Consider the following 15,347-nt stretch of genomic DNA (forward strand, 5'->3'; position numbering starts at 1 on the left):
CCGCTATGACCGCCCTCGTCTTCAAGCTCTCCGACGCCGGCCGCGCCGCGTTCGTCAACCCGTCGAACACCGGCACCGTCGCACGCACGGTGGTCTCGGTGGGCATCACCGCGACCGCGTTCGCGCCGACCGCCGCCCTGGCCGCAGTGCCCAACGAGATCAAGCGCCTGGCGACGATCAGCGGGGCCGCTGTGGGCGACGACACGGTGCACGTCACGATCCGCGACGAGAGCGCCGACGTCTATTCGGCGCGCGGCTTCGGGCTGTACCTCGACAACGGCGTGCTCCTCGGCACCTGCAGCCAAGCCGGCGTGATCGTCGAGAAGTCCGCAGGCGCGCTGATGCTGCTGGCGACCGACCTGCGCTTCATCGACAGCGCGGTGCCGGCCAGCGCCGTCCAGTTCGGCAACGCCGACTTCATGAATCCGCCGGCGACGACCTCGCGGCAGGGCGTCGTCGAGCTGGCGACCCCTGACGAAGCCGTGACCGGCACGGACGCCGCCCGGGCTGTCACGCCGCTGGCGCTTGCCTCGGTCGCCAACCTGCTGATGCAGGCGATTTACACCCGTGCGACCTGGGGCACGACCCTGAACGCCTACGGCATCAGCGACGCCTACACGAAGACGGCGGTAGATCAACTGCTCGCCGGGAAGGCCGCCAAGGGCACGACGCTGGGCGCTTACGGCATCGCCGACGCCTACACGAAGGCGTCGGTCGACCAGGCGCTCGCCGCCAAGGCGGACAAGGGCACGACCCTGGGCGCCTACGGGATCACCGATGCGTACACCGCGGCGGCTGTCGATCAGCTGCTCGCCGGGAAGGCCGCCAAGGGCACGACGCTCGCGGCATACGGCATCAGCGACGCAGCTCCCGCGTCTCACGTCGGGGCAACCGGCGCTGCTCACGGCGTAGCCACCTCGTCGGCCGCAGGGTTCATGTCGGCGGCGGACAAAGCGAAGCTCGACGGTGTTCAGGCTGGCGCGCAACAGCAGGCCGTCACCTCGGTCGCTGGTCGGTCCGGCGCGGTTACGCTCAGCAAGGCGGACGTAGGTCTCGGGGCTGTCAACAACACCGCCGACAGCGCGAAATCTGTCGCCAGTGCCGCGAAGCTCACCACGGCACGGAAGATCAACGGCGTCGACTTCGACGGCTCAGCCAACATCACCGTCTACGACGAAACGAAGCTGCCGAAAACGGGCGGGACGGTGACCGGGAATGTCATCGCTCAGCAAGAGGGGAAAGGCGGCGTCGCGATCCGATCGACCGCCACAGACGGCAGAACCGGGCTGGTGTCGTTCGACGGGCAGAACGGGACGCGACAGGGGTACATCGGCTACTCCAACAGCGAATCGACGACCATGGACGGCGGCAGCCTCACCTATGCCGCCGCGGCGCATGCGTTCTACGGGGCGATGACCCGCAACGGAAAGAACATCGTCGACATCGCCGAGTTCGTGGCCTCCATCGCCGCCAACGGCTACTGCAAGCTCCCGAATGGCCTGATCGTCCAGTGGGGCACCTACACCGGGCTGTCGAGCGGGAACACCGTCGTCTACTGGCCGATGACATTCCCGAACCTGTGTTTCGGGGGCGTCGCGTCGTTCGCCAACTCTTTCGCCACCTCCGCGGACGGGGGTCTCGGCCTGGCTGCCGTCTACACGACGAGCGGGACCATCAGGTCGTCGCAGGGCAGTGCCTCGGCCTTCGTCATCGTCATCGGCTACTGAGCGCCCCCACCATGAGCCTCTTCTATTCCGCTGCCACCGGCGGCTTCTACGACGACAGCCTGCACGACACCTTGCCGGCCGATGCCGTCGAGGTCGACGAGCAGACCTACCGGACGCTCCTCGCAGGGCGTTCCGCCGGCCACCCCATCTCCGCCGACTCCGCCGGCCGCCCCGTCCTGGGCGAACGCCCGGGCCAGACGCTGGAACAGTCCTGCGCTGCGCTGAAGGCCGCGGTGCAGCTGCGCCTGGACGAAGCCGCCCAGGCCGCCGGCTACGACGACATCAAGAGCGCCGTCAGCTACGCCGACGAGCCCGCAGTGCGCCAGTACCAAGCCGACGGCCTGCGGCTGCGCGCCTGGCGCTCGCGCGTTTGGGCGTTCGCGCTGCCCGTCATCAACAGCGTCGCCGCCGGCGAGCTTGCGCCCGATGCAGCCTCCGCGCAGCTGGCCGCGCTGCCGGAGCTCGACTCCCCCACCACGACCACGACCGAAAACTGACCGCGGCGCCGCCGCCCACCTCCCTGGAGACCTCCATGTCCCTGACCACCTACCACCACGGCGTCCGCGTCACCGAGCTCAGCGAAGGCGCCCGCACCATCCGCACCGTCTCGACGGCCATCATCGGCCTGGTGGCCACGGCCGCCGACGCCGACGCCGCGACCTTCCCGCTCGACAAGCCGGTTCTGCTGACCAACGTCTGGGCGGGCATCTCGAAGGCCGGCACGCAGGGCACGCTGGCCACCGCGCTGAACGCCATTGCCGCCCAGGCCCGGCCGGTCGTCGTCGTGGTGCGCGTCGCCGAAGGCGAGACCGCCGCGGCGACGACGACCAACGTCATCGGCGGCGTCAACGTCGCAGGCCAGTACACGGGCGCCAAGGCGCTGCTGGCGGCGCAGGCTCAGCTCGGCGTCAAGCCCCGCATCCTGGGCGCGCCGGGCCTCGACACCCAGGAGGTGACGTCCGCCCTGGTGGAGATCGCCCAGAAGCTGCGAGCGATGGTCTACGCGTCCTGCCACGGCGCCGCGACGATCGCCGCGGCCCAGACCTACCGCGAGCAGTTCGGCCAGCGCGAGCTGATGCTGATCTACCCGGACTTCACCGCCTGGGATTCCGTGGCCAGTGCCTCGGCCGCCGTGCCGGCTGTCGCCTACGCGCTCGGCTTGCGCGCCAAGATCGACGAGGAGATCGGCTGGCACAAGACGCTGTCCAACGTCGTCGTCAACGGCCCGAACGGCATCACGAAAGACGTCTTCTTCGACCTGCAGAGCGAGTCGACCGACGCCGGCTTGCTGAACGCTGCCGACATCACCACGCTGATCAACCAGGGCGGCTACCGCTTCTGGGGCAGCCGGACCTGCAGCGAGGACACGAACTTCGCATTCGAGTCGTCGACCCGGACCGCCCAGGTCCTGGCCGACACCGTCGCCGAGGCGCACTTCGCGGCCGTCGACCTGCCGCTGCTGCCGGGCTCGGTGCGCGACATCCTGGACGGCGTCAACGCCAAGCTGCGCGAGCTGAAGACCGGCGGCTACATCCTCGACGGCACCGCCTGGCTGGACGAGGAGATCAACACCGCCGACCGCCTGAAGGCCGGGAAGCTGGTGATCGACTACGACTACACGTCGGTGCCGCCGATCGAGGACCTGGCCTTCCGCCAGCGCATCACCGACCGCTACTACGGCGACTTCGCCAGCAGCGTCGCCACCTCGGCCGCCTGAGCCCCCTCACCCTGACCAGAAGGAACCGTCATGGCTCTCCCGAAGAAGCTCAAAAACTTCGTCCTCTTCAACGCCGGCAACAGCTACCTGGGTGAGATCCCCGAGGTGGTGCCGCCGAAGCTCAGCCGCAAGACCGAGGACTACCGAGCCGGCGGCATGGGCGGCTCGGTGAAGACCGACCAGGGACTCGAGGCCCTGGAGATGGAGTGGACCGCGGCCGGCTACCTGCGCAGCCTGTTCGTCCAGTTCGGCACGCTCAAGCACGACGGCGTGCAACTGCGCTTCGCCGGCGCGCTGCAGGCCGACGACTCCGAGACCGTCACGCCCGTCGAGATCGTCGTGCGCGGCCGGCACACCGAGATCGACTTCGGCACCGCCAAGGCCGGCGACAACACCGAGATCAAGGTGAAGACCGCGATCAGCTACTACCGCCTCACGCTCAACGGCGAGGTCCTGATCGAGATCGACCTGGTCAACATGATCGAGAACGTCGGCGGCGTCGACCGCATGGCCGCCGTGAAGGCGGCGCTGGGCGTCTGAAGCACTGGAGCACACGATGAACAACGACACCACCACCCAGGTCGCCGCCTCCATCCGCGAGGTGCAGCTCGACAGCCCGCTGATGCGCGGCGAGCAGCGGATCACCTGCATCGGCCTGCGCCGCCCTCGCGCTGGCGAGCTGCGCGGCATCTCGCTCGCCCAGCTTCTGCAGCTCGACGTCGGCGCGCTGCAGGCGGTCCTGCCGCGCATCACCGTGCCCACGCTCACCCGGGCCGAGGTCGACCAGCTGGACCCGGCCGACCTGGTTGCGCTGGGCACGGAGGTGGCCGCTTTTTTGCTGCCGAAGGCGGCGCTGGCGGCCGCCGAATCCCCGACCGCGTTGATGCACTGATGGCCGACCTGGCGGTGGTCTTCCACTGGCCACCGTCCGAGATGTCGGCCATGCACATCGACGAGCTGATGGACTGGCACGAGATGGCCCGCGAGCGGGCTGAACAGCAGAGCGACTGATGGCGGCGAACGATCTCCGCCTGCAGGTGATCCTGCAGGCCCTCGACAAGGCGACGGCGCCGCTGCGCGCCATCGAGCGCAGCTCGAAGGGCGCCGCTACGGCGCTCAAGGCCGCGCGCGAGCGCGTCGCCGAGCTGAACGCGCAGCAGCGTGCGATCGACGGCATGCGCCAGCAGCAGGCAGCACTCGCCGAGACCACCAACAGGCTCAAGGTGCTCCGCGCGCAGCTGGACAGCATGCGCACGGCCGGCACCGCCTCGACGCGGCAGATCGCCGCCCAGGAGCGCGCCGTCGCCAAGCAGACGGCCGCCTACGAGGCCCAGCGCCAGGCGCTGGTGCAGCTGCGCACGCGCATGAACAGCCTGGGCATCGGCAACGTCGCCCAGGCCCAGGCGAGGCTGGCCAGCGAGACCGACCGGGCGAACGCCGCCATCGCCCAGCAGACGGCCAAGCTGCAGGCGCTCGCCGCGCGCCAGCGGCAGCTCGACGCCATCGCGGCGCGGCGCGACCAGGCCCAGACCCGGGCCGGCCAAATCGCGGCCGCCGGCGTCGGCGCCACAGCCGCCGGCGCGGCGACGCTGACGCCCATCGCCCAGGCCGTGCGCGAGTACTCGCGCTTCGAGGACGCGATGCTGGGCATCGCCCGCCAGGTGAACGGCGCCCGCAGCCCTACGGGAGAACTGACGGCTCTCTACTGGGACATGGCCCGGCAGATCCACCAGCTCGGCCGCGAGATCCCGCTGGCGACGACCGAGATCGCCGACATGGTGACGGCCGGCGCGCGAATGGAGGTGCCCACCGAGCAGCTCGCCGAGTACACCCGTCAGGCCGCAATGATGGCGATCGCCTTCGACGCTGTGCCCGGTGAGATCGCCGAGCAGATGGGCAAGATCGGGAAGAACTTCCAGATCCCGCTCACCGGCATCTCCGGTCTGGCGGACGCGATCAACTACCTGGACGACAACGCGATCAGCAAGGGCAGCGAGATCATCGACGTCCTCAACCGCATCAGCGGCGTCGTCAGCACCGTCGCCATGTCGTCGAGGGACGCTGCCGCGCTGGCCAGCACGCTGCTCACGCTCGGCGAACGGCCGGAGACCGCGGCCACCGCGATCAACGCCATCACGCAGAAGCTCGCTGCTGCCACCAAGGGCACGAAGAAGTTTCAGCAGGCCGTCTCCGAGATCGGCCTCGACAGCGGCGCGATCCAATCCGGCATGGCGAAGGACGCCACCGGCACGCTGCTCAGCGTCGTCGAGGCGATCCGCAAGCTGCCCGAGGCCAAGCGGGTCGGCGTGATGGTCGAGCTGGTCGGCATGGAGCACAGCGACACGCTGGCCAAGCTCGTGACGAAGCCCGAGGAGCTGCGGCGCCAGCAGCAGCTCGCCAACGGCATGGAGGCTTCCGGATCGATGGCGCGCGAGTTCGCGGCGCGGGTGGATACCCTCTCCGCGCGCTGGCAGATGGCCAACAACCGAATGTTCGAGGCCTCCAGCACGATGGGCAAAAGCCTGCGGCCGGCGCTGGTCAGCGTCATGGACACGGCCAGCGCGGTGCTCGAACGCGTCAGCGCCTGGGCCACCGCGCACCCGCAGCTCACCGCGGCGATCCTGAAGACCGGCGCTGTCATCGGCGTGCTGCTGCTCGTCGTGGGCGGCCTGCTGCTGGCCGTCGCGTCGGTGCTTGGTCCGCTTGCCCTGCTGCGCTACAGCTGGGCGATGCTCGGCCTGCAGGGGCCGATCCTGATGGGTGTCATCCAGGGCATCGGGTCGGCGATGCTGGTGCTCGGCCGCGCGATGCTGGCCAACCCCGTGATGCTGGCCGTGGCAGCTCTGGCCGCCGGCGCCTGGCTGCTGTACAGCAACTGGGACCGGGTGGGCACGCTATTCACGACCCTGCCGGCGCGGTTCGCGGCCGCTGGACGCGAGATAGTCCAGGGCCTGGCCAACGGCATCACCAACTCGATCGCGGCGGTGCGGGAGGCCGTGGGCGGCGTCGCTGACGCGGCCCTGGGCTGGTTCAAGGCCAAGCTGGGCATCAAGAGCCCGAGCCGGGTCTTCATGGCCGCCGGCGGCGACGTCGCCGCCGGCGCTGCCATCGGTATCGACCAGGGCCGTGAGGACGTTCGCCGCGCGGCCCTCGGCCTGGCCGATGCCGCCGGCGAGGGCGCGCCTTCGGCAGGCGCAGGCACCGGCAAGGCGCGCACGCAGCGCACCGCGCCGCTCACGACGGGCTACCGTGGCGGCGCCGCCGCAGCCGCCAGCGGCCCGCACCAGATCACGATCCACGCCCAGCCCGGCATGGACCCCCAGGCGATCGCCAGGGCCGTCTCCGCCGAGCTGGACCGACGAGACGCGGCTGCCCGTTCGCGCCGGCGCTCGACGCTCACCGACCCGGCCGACTACTGATCCCGGAGACCCGACCATGATGATGGGCCTCGGCCAGTTCGTCTTCTCGCTGCAGACGCTGGCCTACCAGGAGCTGCAACGCAGGACCGCATGGCGCCACGCCAGCAACGCCCGCGTCGGCGCGCGCGCCGGCCGGCAGTACGTCGGGCCCGGCGACGACACGATCACCCTCTCGGGGGTGCTGGTGCCCGAGGTCGCAGGCAAGGCGGCATCGCTCGACCAGCTGCGCGAGATGGCCAACAGCGGCAAGGCCTGGCCGCTCGTCGACGGCGCCGGCCGCGTATATGGCGCCTACGTGATCGAGGACATAAGCGAGACCCGCACGCTGTTCACCGATACCGGCGTCGCCCGGCGCATCGAGTTCGGGATCACGCTGCAGCGCTTCGATGACGACCTGACCGATTCGATCGGACAGAGCACCGCGACGGCGTCATGAGCGGCGTCCAGCAGGCGGCGCTGCGTGCGCCCGACTACCGTATCAGCCTCGGCGGCCGCGACATCACGCGGTCCGTCGAGCCGCGCCTGGGCAGCCTGACCCTCACCGAGTGCCGAGCCGGCCAGGCCGACCAGCTCGACCTCGAGCTGAGCGACCACGACGGCCTCCTCGAGATCCCGCGCCGCGGCGTGACGCTCAGCCTGGCCATCGGCTGGGCCGGTGAGCCGCTGGTCGACAAGGGCACCTTCATCGTCGACGAGGCCGAGCACAGCGGCCCGCCGGACAAGGTCGTCATCCGAGCGCGCAGCGCCGAGCTCGCCGGCGATCTGCGCACGCGCCGTGAAACGTCCTGGCACGACACGACGCTCGGCGCAATCGTGCGCACGGTGGCGAAGCGCCACTCGCTGGAGGCGAAGGTCGGCGATGTGCTGGCCAGCCGGGCGATCGCGCACATCGACCAGACGCAGGAGAGCGACATCGCCTTCCTGACGCGCCTGGCGCGGCGCCACGACGCCGTGGCCACCGTGAAGGCGAGCCGCCTGCTCTTCCTGCCGATCGTCGGCGCACGCAACGCGGGCGGCGTCCAGGTGCCCACGCTGACGATTCGGCGATCCGACGGCGATCAGCACCGATGGCACGCGGCCGAGCGCGACGCCTACACGGGCGTGAGGGCGTACTGGCACGACCCGAATCGCGCAAAGCGCCGCGGCGTCACCGTTGGCACGGACGCCAACGCCAAGCGCTTGGCCGAGACGTTCAGCAGCGAGGCCGACGCGCTGACCGGCGCGCGCGCCGAGTGGGGGCGGATCCAGCGCGGCGCGGCGACGCTGGAGCTGACACTGGCGCACGGCCAGCCAGCGCTGGCGCCTCAAACTCCGGTGAAGGTGACAGGGTTCAAGGCGCCGATCGAAGCCGCGGAGTGGCTGGCGGTCAAGGTGACCCACTCGATCAGTGAAGGCAGCGGCTTCACCACGGCCGTCGAACTGGAGACCGGCATCCCCGAGGGGACCGCCGGGGCTAGAGTCGAGGACGTCGGCTGACGCGCCGGCGGCTCAGCGCATCGCGCGCACGGCCGCGTCGACGAGGAAGCCGGAGCGGGTCTTCCCGTTCGCCTTCGCGAAGGTGTCGATCCGCTGGAGGATGCGGCGGGGGACCGTGATGTTGATCTTCTCCGCACGGCCGTCGAAGCGGCTCGTGTCGATGTCGACCACGGCCCACACGCCGCCGGCGTAATCGCCATTGCCGAGATGGCTGGCCACAGGCGCAGCCACCGGGAGGTCTTTACCGTCCTCGGCCAGCCCTTCGAGATGCAAGTCGATCGCCTCGCGCACGCTCTCCAGCGCCTCATCGAAGGTGTCGCCGGCCGAGAAGCAGCCGGGCAGGTCAGGGACGGTGACGCCGTAGCGGACGCCGTCGTCGGTGTGGAGCACTACCGGGTATTGCATGGTCTTTCCTTTCACTTCCAGCCGGCCTGCTTCTTGATGCTGTTCAGCGTGCCCTTCGGGATATCCGAGTCGGGGTGCTTGACGGTCACCAGCCCCGGGCGGGTCGGGTGCTTGAACTGGTGGTGTGAGCCCTTCACGCGGGCCAGGAACCAGCCGTTCGCTTCGAGCATCTTGATGACCTGCTTGCTGTCCATGTCGAGAATTATATCCACCATACCCACCGCGTCAACACGGTAGGTATAGGGCGCAGCGCGACGCGAGGTGAGCGGGGCGGGCTATCCTCGTAGCCGAAAGCAGGGGGACGTGCAGCATGAAGTATCCGATCGCCATCGAGCCCGAGAAGCCAGGGACCACCTGGCGCGTCACGGTGCCTGATCTGCCGGGCTGCAGCGCCGTCGGCGCCGGCGTCGACGACGCCATTCGGGCGGCGAGCGCAGCGATCGCGAGGTGGATCGACGCGGCCGTCGCCGAAGGCCGGGACATCCCCCTTCCCCGTCCGATCGACATGCACCGCCAGGGCGAGCGATTCGCCAGCGCCATCTGGGCGCTAGCCGACGTCGACCAGAACGTACTGGAGGACCGCGTCGAGCGGGTGAACATCTCCCTGCCGTCTCGCGTGCTGCGCCGCGTCGATGAAGCGGCCCACCATGCACGCGAGACCCGGTCAGGCTGGCTGCTGCGCGTGGCCGTGGAGGCCATCAGCCGCGGGCGACACGCCGGCGGCGGGTGAGGTGTCGAGACGATCGCGCCAGGCTCTGCAGCGCCCGTGCGGCCGGCGAGCTGAGCTGCCACTGTCCCGACGCGGCCGCAGTGTCGCCAGCAGCGATGACCTGGGCCATCGCCCCGAAGGGGGTTAGCAGTCAGTGGCTGTTCCGGCCTCGGCAGCAGAGTCCGGAAGGACGCCTGTCTGCGCCAGCTCGAAGAACTCCGGCTCGCTGACGATGTAGGAGCCGAGTTCGCGGGCGCCTTCGACCTTCGTCGGGCCGGCGTTCGGCCCCGCCACCAGGAACATGAGGTCGCGCGTCACGCTCTTGACGACCCTGAGTCCAGCATCGGCGGCAACACGCTCGAGGTGAGCTCGTTGCACGGCCGCGAACCCCGTGAAGAGGATCGCCGGCCTGGCGCCAGGTGGCGTCTCTCTCCTGACAACTGGAGGCGGTGGAGCGTCGGGCTCACGCAAGTATTCTCGCCCGCGCAGGTACTCAACGACGCGATCCTTCCGGAACGACAGCACCTGGTTCGCCTCGGGGTCGAATCCCTGAATGTAGTGGCCGGTCTCCACCCAGGCTGTCAGCCTGCGCACGCTGGCGCGACCGTGGCCGCTGACATAGGTGAACTCAATCGAGCCTCGATCGGCTTCCGTCATCCTGCCCTCATCGCTGGTGGCCTCCGCGCTATCGGCGCGTGGGCCAGCACCATGCCACCGGCTCAGCGCTTGGCGACTTGAGCGAGCGCAGTGAGGACGTACCGCACTGCCGCTTTGCCCTCATCGGTGGCCGCGGCGTAGTGCTCCAGCAGCGAGACCTGCTCTGAGCTGAGGCGATCGGAGAAGGTGGCCGAACGGACACCTGTCACGACGTAGAGCACGTCGACACCGTGGCCCGCCACGGCGGCAAGGTAAGCCGCGTCCGGCACGCGATCCCCGCGCTCGTACCTCAACTGGGCGTCCTTCGAGACCTGGCCAAGAGCTCCGAACTCGGTCTGCGTGAGTCCGAGTCGTGCGCGTTCTTCGCGTAGGCGATCAGCAAGATCAGACACAAAGCCACTTTCATTGTTGACAAGTAGTGTTTTGGCAACCTAAAGTTGTGTATCCACTACCGCACACGAGGATACACACCGTGTGCCCTCGGAGCCCTTGCCGCATGCCCGCACCCGCTAACTCGCAGCCACCGCGCAAGCGCGCGCCGAACGGCGTGCTCTCCCGCACCCCGGTCGCGCTCCGGCTCCTGGAGGAAGAGAAGGCCGAGCTGGAAGCCCTGGCGGCCCGAGAAGCACGGTCGACGGCTGCACTCGCGCGGCTGCTGTTCCTTCGCGGCCTCCAGGCGTACCGCGCCGACCAGAAGGTCCTCCCTGAGTAGCAATCACCGAGGAATCTGAGCATGTACCCCGACCCGAAGCGCGTCCGCGACAACCGCCTGACGATCCGGCTCGACGACTACGAGCACGACCTCGTCACCGCCCTGGCGAACTACCAGGGCGAGCAGGTGAGCACGTTCCTGCGGCAGATCGTCATCAAGGAAGCCCAGCAGGTGCTGGCGGCAGCCACCCAGAGTGTCGAGCGCCGCTCGGCCTGACGCCAGGAGCTGAACAGCACCTGTTGCGCACCAGCTCGTCGCCAAAACGTCTGACGGAAAGCACCCTCTTCAATGCCCGAGCACGACATCCAGCTCAGCGAGGCCGACACCGCGCTGCTCGAGCAAGTGCGGCAGCGCCACGGCCTGGACTCGATCGAGCAGGCCGCCGAGATGCTGGCGAAGGCCCGGCTGCGCCGAGCTGCGCACACCAGCAACGGCCGCGGCCGCGCGCTGCAGTTGGTGGCCGGCCCCCCCCAGCGAGGTAACCGCTCATGAGCCGCCCGCGCGCCGCACGCCTGGGTGTCCGCTGCCCGCACTGCGACGCGCGGTGCGTCGGCCAGCGCGACCGCCGCATCTCGCGCGTGCTGACCGAGGTCGACTACCTCTGCACCAACCCCGAGTGCAACCACCGCTTCGTCGTAGCCGTCGAAGCCGTGCGCACGATCGGGCTCTCCTCGACGCCGCGCACCGACGTGCACCTGCCGCTGTCGAGCCACATCCGCCGCGGCGTCATCGCCACGCAGATCTCGACGCTGCCGCCGGCGCGCAGCAGCGACGAATGGCCCGCTGGCCAAGCCGCCAGCGACTCCACCGGCGACCTGTTCGAGGCGACCGGATGACCGCACCACCCACCCCGTCAGGCCCCGCCTGACCGGCTGAACCCACCCAAAACCACCCGCTGCAGGGCCTGTTCGGAGGCCCCTGCGGATCAGCTCACGCCTACGAGACCGCCATGGCCACACGCCCCCGCCGATCACCCGCCAAGTCCTCATACGAGGGCGTCATGCAACAGCTCGCCCGGCGCGACGCCGCCCCCCTGGCTGAAGCGGCGCTGGAGCACGAACTGGAACGCCACCGCACGGCGCTCGCAGTGCTGGAACGCCTCGCCGTTCAGCTGCAGGTGCTGGACACCTTCCGCCCGGCGCTGGCTGCCAAGGGCGTGAAGATCTCATACGGCCAGCTCAGCACGATCGGCGCTTTCGACAAGGTCGTGTACTTGAGCGACCCGATGTTCGCGGGCGACTGGGGCCAGCGGCTGAAGGCAGCCCTGCTCGAGCTCGGCTGGAAGCTCGTCGAGTGCCGGGACCACGGTAGCTACGAGTCGGTGAAGCTGACCACCACGGTGGACCGCCGCCGCTGCACGCTGCAGTTCACCGCGTACAAGCCGAAGGCGGCGACCGGAGCGGGTGCAGCGTGAGCCCCGACCTGCTCAAGGCCGTCCTGGAAGAGCTGGGCGAGTTCGGGTTCAAGGAAGAGGGCTCCGGCAAGGAGCGCTGGCTGCGCAAGGGCACCTGCCCGAGCTGCGGCAAGCGCGAGCTGTGGGCGATCGGCAATGCGCCCTGGGTCGTGAAATGCGCGCGGCTGAACAACTGTGGCTACGAGGCCCACGTCAAGGACCTGTACCCGCACCTGTTCAGCGACTGGAGCAAGCGCGCCAAGGATCGGGCTGCGGCCAACCCGTCAGAGCCTCCCAACCCGCGCGCCGCGGCTGACCTGTACATGTCCGAGGGGCGCGGCTTCCAGCTCGCGCTGATCAATGGCTGGTACACCCAGGAGCACTACTGGGACGACGAGGCCGACAACGGCCGCGGCGCCGGCAGCGCGACCGTCCGCTTCGCCGTCGGCGACACCTACTGGCAGCGGATCATCGACAGGCCCGAGCGCTTCGGGAAAAAGAAGGCGCACTTCAAGGCAGGCTCCAGCTACCGCGGCCAGTGGTGGCAGCCGCCCGGCATGCTGCCGGCCGAGTGCCGCGAGATCTGGATCGTCGAAGGAATCTTCGACGCGATCGCGCACTTCCACCACGCTGTCCCGGCCGTCGCCGCGCTCAGCTGCAACAACTACCCCGAGAAGGCGCTCGCCGAGCTGCGCATCGCCGCGGCCGCTCGGGGCGTAGAGCCGCCTACCCTCGTCTGGGCACTCGACGGGGACGCAGCTGGTCGCGCCTACACGCTCAAGCACGTCGAGCGGGCGCGCAAGGAAGGCTGGACCTGCGAGGCCGCGCAGATCCCGCAGAGCGGCCGCGGCAAGCTCGACTGGAACGACATGCACCAGCGCGGGCGCCTTGAGGCCAAGGACCTCGAGGAGTACCGCTACCACGGCGCGCTGCTGATCGCCGAGAGCGCCAGCGCCAAGGGCCTGCTGATGTACCGCCACAGCGGCGGCGCACGGCCCGAGTTCGACTTCGATTTCCGCCGGCGCCTGTACTGGTTCAAGCTGGACGTGGAGGCCTTCAACCGGGCCTTCCAGCAGTTGGAGAAGGACGACGAGGGCAAGCGCAGCGAAGAGGAACTGCGCGAGGAGGCTCTGAAGAAGAGCCACACGATCCGCCCGATCGCCAACTGCTTCCCGGTGCCGCTGTACTTCCAGGAGAACAAGCTCACCGACGAGAGCTGGTACTACTTCCGCGTCGAGTTCCCGCACGACGCGGCGCCGGTCAAGAACACCTTCAGCGCGGCCCAACTCAGCGCCGCGGCCGAGTTCAAGAAGCGGCTGCTGGGCATCGCGCCTGGCGCCGTCTTCAGCGGCACGAGCCAGATGCTCGAACGAATGATGGAGCGGCAGCTCTACGCGATCAAACGCGTGGAGACGGTCGACTTCATCGGCTACTCGGCCACCCACGGCGCCTACGTGCTGGGCGACGTCGCTGTGCAAGGCGGTCAGGTGCACGAGATCAACGCCGAGGACTTCTTCGACCTCGGCAACAAGCTCGCGCTGAAGAGCCTCAACCAGTCCGTCGCCCTCAGCATCAACAGGGACGCGCAGGACTACCGGGCCGACTGGCTGGGCCTGCTGTGGCGGTGCTTCGGCGCCAAGGGGCTGGCCGCCCTCACGTTCTGGTTCGGCGCGCTGTTCGCCGAGCAGATCCGCGGCTCGCAGAAGTCGTACCCGTTCCTCGAGGTCGTCGGCGAGGCCGGCGCCGGCAAGTCGACGCTGATCGAGTTCCTCTGGAAGCTGGTTGGCCGGCGCGACTACGAGGGCTTCGACCCGTCGAAGTCCTCGCTCGCGGCCCGGGCCCGGAACTTCGCCCAGGTGTCCAACCTGCCGGTCGTCCTGATCGAGAGCGACCGCGAGCGCACCGGCGACAACCCGCACGTCAAGTCGTTCGATTGGGACGAGTTGAAGACCTGCTTCAACGGCCGCAGCGTGCGCGCCCGCGGCATGGCCACCGGCGGCAATGAGACCTACGAGCCGCCCTTCCGCGGCGCGATCGTCATCAGCCAGAACAACCAGGTCGCCGCCTCCGACGCGATCCTGCAGCGGATCGTGCACCTCGACTTCGACCGCAAGGGGCAGACGCCGGCGACGCGCGAAGCAGCGATCACGCTGGAAAGCATGCCGGTCGAGCAGGTCAGCGGCTTCGTGCTGCGCGCCGCGACGGCCGAGGCCCAGGTGCTGGCCAAGGTCGCCGAGCGCACGCCGGTGCACGAGGCCCACCTGCAGACGCTGGTGAAGAGCACCCGGATCGCGAAGAACCACGCGCAGATGAAGGCGCTGGCCGACGCGCTGTGCCTGGTGGCGCCGATCACCGATGAGCAGCTCGCCGCCCTGCAGGCCCAGATCGACACGATGGCCGTGCAGCGCCAGGCGGCGATCAGCGCCGACCACCCGATGGTGGCCGAGTTCTGGGAGGTCTTCGAGTACCTGGAGAACTTCCAGGCGCTCAACCACGCGCGCGACGAAGACGTCATCGCCGTCAACCTCAACCACGTCTACGAGGTCGCGCGCGAGCACGGGCAGACGCTGCCGCCGCTGGGCGACGTCAAGAAGGTGCTGAAGACCAGCCGGTCGCGCCTCTACGTCGACAGCAAGAACGTCAACAGCGGCCTCCGCGCTCGCGGGGAAAACGTCGCCGCGGTGCTGTTCTGCCACCGCTTCCTCAAGCCGGGCGTCAAGCCCACCGGCAAGCACTGACCACCACCAGGGAGGCTCCATGCACCTCGCACTCGTCCATTCGTCCCCGGCCGCGGCGGCGGCCATGCCCGGCCCGGCGCTGCAGCGCTACGCCGTCGTGCACGTCGACGACGACGGCCGCCGCCGCGCCTACAGCGAGCTCGCGCCGTCGGCGCGCGCCGCCGAGGACCGCGCCGTCGACCGCTTCGGCCTGCCCCGCCTGCTGCGCGCCTGGAGGGCCTCGTGATGGCAAGCGTGCAGCGCGTGCAGCGCCACTACGTCACCGCCTGGGGCATCGGCTTTCGCCTCGGGCTGCTCTACGGCGTCGCCGGCGGCGGTGCCGTCATGGCGGCCGTCTTCCAGGTCGCGCTGCTCTGGCCGGCGCGCTGATTCACCCGTCCCCGAGGACTTGACC

General features: G+C 69.5%; 22 protein-coding genes. 18 read left to right on the plus strand and 4 right to left on the minus strand.

All coding sequences use genetic code 11. From position 1 onward, the window contains the following. The first annotated feature begins 5 nt into the window (after nt 1-5). The 9 genes from EV684_RS02865 to EV684_RS02905 are packed head-to-tail and all read left to right on the plus strand — an operon-like array spanning nt 6 to nt 8,339. Nucleotides 6-1,727, plus strand: coding sequence for a gp53-like domain-containing protein (locus EV684_RS02865; RefSeq protein ID WP_132644684.1), 1,722 nt, complete (start codon nt 6-8; stop codon nt 1,725-1,727). 11 nt (nt 1,728-1,738) lie between these two features. Next, the gene (locus tag EV684_RS02870) at nt 1,739-2,224 is read left to right on the plus strand and encodes a hypothetical protein (protein WP_132644685.1); all 486 of its coding nucleotides are present in this window, start codon (nt 1,739-1,741) and stop codon (nt 2,222-2,224) included. Nucleotides 2,225-2,259: 35 nt separating this feature from the next. Next, nucleotides 2,260-3,444 carry a phage tail sheath subtilisin-like domain-containing protein gene (locus tag EV684_RS02875; RefSeq protein WP_132644686.1) on the plus strand — a complete coding sequence of 395 codons (1,185 nt, stop codon included), beginning with the start codon at nt 2,260-2,262 and terminating at the stop codon, nt 3,442-3,444. 30 nt (nt 3,445-3,474) lie between these two features. Continuing rightward, nucleotides 3,475-3,984, plus strand: coding sequence for a phage major tail tube protein (locus EV684_RS02880; RefSeq protein ID WP_132644687.1), 510 nt, complete (start codon nt 3,475-3,477; stop codon nt 3,982-3,984). 16 nt (nt 3,985-4,000) lie between these two features. Next, nucleotides 4,001-4,336, plus strand: a complete 336-nt coding sequence (locus tag EV684_RS02885) for a phage tail assembly protein (protein ID WP_132644688.1) — start codon at nt 4,001-4,003, stop codon at nt 4,334-4,336. Then, the gene (locus EV684_RS02890; protein WP_200222280.1) at nt 4,336-4,455 is read left to right on the plus strand and encodes a GpE family phage tail protein; all 120 of its coding nucleotides are present in this window, start codon (nt 4,336-4,338) and stop codon (nt 4,453-4,455) included. Before EV684_RS02885 ends, EV684_RS02890 begins: the two co-directional genes overlap by 1 nt. Continuing rightward, complete coding sequence (locus EV684_RS02895) at nt 4,455-6,863, plus strand: phage tail tape measure protein (protein ID WP_132644690.1); 2,409 nt, start codon at nt 4,455-4,457, stop codon at nt 6,861-6,863. Before EV684_RS02890 ends, EV684_RS02895 begins: the two co-directional genes overlap by 1 nt. Before the next feature lie 16 nt (nt 6,864-6,879). Then, nucleotides 6,880-7,299, plus strand: a complete 420-nt coding sequence (locus EV684_RS02900) for a phage tail protein (RefSeq protein WP_132644691.1) — start codon at nt 6,880-6,882, stop codon at nt 7,297-7,299. Next, nucleotides 7,296-8,339 (plus strand): phage late control D family protein, encoded by a 1,044-nt coding sequence (locus EV684_RS02905; RefSeq protein ID WP_132644692.1) that lies wholly within the window; start codon nt 7,296-7,298, stop codon nt 8,337-8,339. Before EV684_RS02900 ends, EV684_RS02905 begins: the two co-directional genes overlap by 4 nt. Before the next feature lie 12 nt (nt 8,340-8,351). Here EV684_RS02905 and EV684_RS02910 read toward each other — a convergent pair whose 3' ends face one another. Then, nucleotides 8,352-8,744, minus strand: coding sequence for a type II toxin-antitoxin system HicB family antitoxin (locus EV684_RS02910; RefSeq protein WP_132644693.1), 393 nt, complete (start codon nt 8,742-8,744; stop codon nt 8,352-8,354). An 11-nt stretch (nt 8,745-8,755) separates the two neighbouring features. Then, nucleotides 8,756-8,938, minus strand: coding sequence for a type II toxin-antitoxin system HicA family toxin (locus EV684_RS02915; RefSeq protein WP_165908375.1), 183 nt, complete (start codon nt 8,936-8,938; stop codon nt 8,756-8,758). A 116-nt stretch (nt 8,939-9,054) separates the two neighbouring features. Between EV684_RS02915 and EV684_RS02920 the strand changes: the two genes are divergently transcribed. Further along, nucleotides 9,055-9,474, plus strand: a complete 420-nt coding sequence (locus EV684_RS02920) for a type II toxin-antitoxin system HicB family antitoxin (RefSeq protein WP_132644694.1) — start codon at nt 9,055-9,057, stop codon at nt 9,472-9,474. Between the two features lie 123 nt (nt 9,475-9,597). Here EV684_RS02920 and EV684_RS02925 read toward each other — a convergent pair whose 3' ends face one another. Next, nucleotides 9,598-10,110 (minus strand): BRCT domain-containing protein, encoded by a 513-nt coding sequence (locus EV684_RS02925; protein WP_242478391.1) that lies wholly within the window; start codon nt 10,108-10,110, stop codon nt 9,598-9,600. Between the two features lie 62 nt (nt 10,111-10,172). Beyond that, complete coding sequence (locus tag EV684_RS02930) at nt 10,173-10,502, minus strand: helix-turn-helix domain-containing protein (RefSeq protein WP_132644695.1); 330 nt, start codon at nt 10,500-10,502, stop codon at nt 10,173-10,175. 104 nt (nt 10,503-10,606) lie between these two features. On the opposite strand from EV684_RS02930, the gene EV684_RS02935 reads away from it, so the two are divergent. From EV684_RS02935 to EV684_RS23900, 8 genes are all read left to right on the plus strand, one after another. Beyond that, nucleotides 10,607-10,822, plus strand: a complete 216-nt coding sequence (locus EV684_RS02935) for a hypothetical protein (RefSeq protein ID WP_132644696.1) — start codon at nt 10,607-10,609, stop codon at nt 10,820-10,822. A 21-nt stretch (nt 10,823-10,843) separates the two neighbouring features. Continuing rightward, nucleotides 10,844-11,038, plus strand: a complete 195-nt coding sequence (locus EV684_RS02940; protein WP_132644697.1) for a type II toxin -antitoxin system TacA 1-like antitoxin — start codon at nt 10,844-10,846, stop codon at nt 11,036-11,038. Between the two features lie 72 nt (nt 11,039-11,110). After that, nucleotides 11,111-11,314, plus strand: coding sequence for a hypothetical protein (locus tag EV684_RS02945; protein WP_132644698.1), 204 nt, complete (start codon nt 11,111-11,113; stop codon nt 11,312-11,314). Continuing rightward, nucleotides 11,311-11,658, plus strand: a complete 348-nt coding sequence (locus EV684_RS02950) for an ogr/Delta-like zinc finger family protein (protein WP_132644699.1) — start codon at nt 11,311-11,313, stop codon at nt 11,656-11,658. The genes EV684_RS02945 and EV684_RS02950 overlap by 4 nt, the downstream gene beginning before the upstream one ends. Before the next feature lie 164 nt (nt 11,659-11,822). Further along, nucleotides 11,823-12,236, plus strand: coding sequence for a hypothetical protein (locus EV684_RS02955; protein ID WP_132644700.1), 414 nt, complete (start codon nt 11,823-11,825; stop codon nt 12,234-12,236). Beyond that, a complete protein-coding gene (locus EV684_RS02960) occupies nt 12,233-14,953 on the plus strand; it encodes a toprim domain-containing protein (RefSeq protein ID WP_132644701.1) in 2,721 nt (906 codons plus the stop codon). Before EV684_RS02955 ends, EV684_RS02960 begins: the two co-directional genes overlap by 4 nt. Nucleotides 14,954-14,972: 19 nt before the next feature. After that, complete coding sequence (locus EV684_RS02965) at nt 14,973-15,179, plus strand: hypothetical protein (RefSeq protein ID WP_132644702.1); 207 nt, start codon at nt 14,973-14,975, stop codon at nt 15,177-15,179. Next, nucleotides 15,179-15,322, plus strand: a complete 144-nt coding sequence (locus EV684_RS23900) for a hypothetical protein (protein WP_165908376.1) — start codon at nt 15,179-15,181, stop codon at nt 15,320-15,322. Before EV684_RS02965 ends, EV684_RS23900 begins: the two co-directional genes overlap by 1 nt. Nucleotides 15,323-15,347 lie beyond the last annotated feature (25 nt).

The sequence above is a fragment of the Rubrivivax gelatinosus genome (genome assembly GCF_004340905.1).
GTDB lineage: Bacteria > Pseudomonadota > Gammaproteobacteria > Burkholderiales > Burkholderiaceae_C > Rubrivivax > Rubrivivax gelatinosus.

Bases quoted from the DNA above. Each gene is read 5' to 3' on its own strand.
- EV684_RS02865 (WP_132644684.1), top strand. From the start codon at position 6: ATGACCGCCCTCGTCTTCAAGCTCTCCGACGCCGGCCGCGCCGCGTTC.
- EV684_RS02870 (WP_132644685.1), top strand. From the start codon at position 1,739: ATGAGCCTCTTCTATTCCGCTGCCACCGGCGGCTTCTACGACGACAGC.
- EV684_RS02875 (WP_132644686.1), top strand. From the start codon at position 2,260: ATGTCCCTGACCACCTACCACCACGGCGTCCGCGTCACCGAGCTCAGC.
- EV684_RS02880 (WP_132644687.1), top strand. From the start codon at position 3,475: ATGGCTCTCCCGAAGAAGCTCAAAAACTTCGTCCTCTTCAACGCCGGC.
- EV684_RS02885 (WP_132644688.1), top strand. From the start codon at position 4,001: ATGAACAACGACACCACCACCCAGGTCGCCGCCTCCATCCGCGAGGTG.
- EV684_RS02890 (WP_200222280.1), top strand. From the start codon at position 4,336: ATGGCCGACCTGGCGGTGGTCTTCCACTGGCCACCGTCCGAGATGTCG.
- EV684_RS02895 (WP_132644690.1), top strand. From the start codon at position 4,455: ATGGCGGCGAACGATCTCCGCCTGCAGGTGATCCTGCAGGCCCTCGAC.
- EV684_RS02900 (WP_132644691.1), top strand. From the start codon at position 6,880: ATGATGATGGGCCTCGGCCAGTTCGTCTTCTCGCTGCAGACGCTGGCC.
- EV684_RS02905 (WP_132644692.1), top strand. From the start codon at position 7,296: ATGAGCGGCGTCCAGCAGGCGGCGCTGCGTGCGCCCGACTACCGTATC.
- EV684_RS02910 (WP_132644693.1), bottom strand. From the start codon at position 8,744: ATGCAATACCCGGTAGTGCTCCACACCGACGACGGCGTCCGCTACGGC.
- EV684_RS02915 (WP_165908375.1), bottom strand. From the start codon at position 8,938: ATGGACAGCAAGCAGGTCATCAAGATGCTCGAAGCGAACGGCTGGTTC.
- EV684_RS02920 (WP_132644694.1), top strand. From the start codon at position 9,055: ATGAAGTATCCGATCGCCATCGAGCCCGAGAAGCCAGGGACCACCTGG.
- EV684_RS02925 (WP_242478391.1), bottom strand. From the start codon at position 10,110: ATGACGGAAGCCGATCGAGGCTCGATTGAGTTCACCTATGTCAGCGGC.
- EV684_RS02935 (WP_132644696.1), top strand. From the start codon at position 10,607: ATGCCCGCACCCGCTAACTCGCAGCCACCGCGCAAGCGCGCGCCGAAC.
- EV684_RS02940 (WP_132644697.1), top strand. From the start codon at position 10,844: ATGTACCCCGACCCGAAGCGCGTCCGCGACAACCGCCTGACGATCCGG.
- EV684_RS02945 (WP_132644698.1), top strand. From the start codon at position 11,111: ATGCCCGAGCACGACATCCAGCTCAGCGAGGCCGACACCGCGCTGCTC.
- EV684_RS02950 (WP_132644699.1), top strand. From the start codon at position 11,311: ATGAGCCGCCCGCGCGCCGCACGCCTGGGTGTCCGCTGCCCGCACTGC.
- EV684_RS02955 (WP_132644700.1), top strand. From the start codon at position 11,823: ATGCAACAGCTCGCCCGGCGCGACGCCGCCCCCCTGGCTGAAGCGGCG.
- EV684_RS02965 (WP_132644702.1), top strand. From the start codon at position 14,973: ATGCACCTCGCACTCGTCCATTCGTCCCCGGCCGCGGCGGCGGCCATG.
- EV684_RS23900 (WP_165908376.1), top strand. From the start codon at position 15,179: ATGGCAAGCGTGCAGCGCGTGCAGCGCCACTACGTCACCGCCTGGGGC.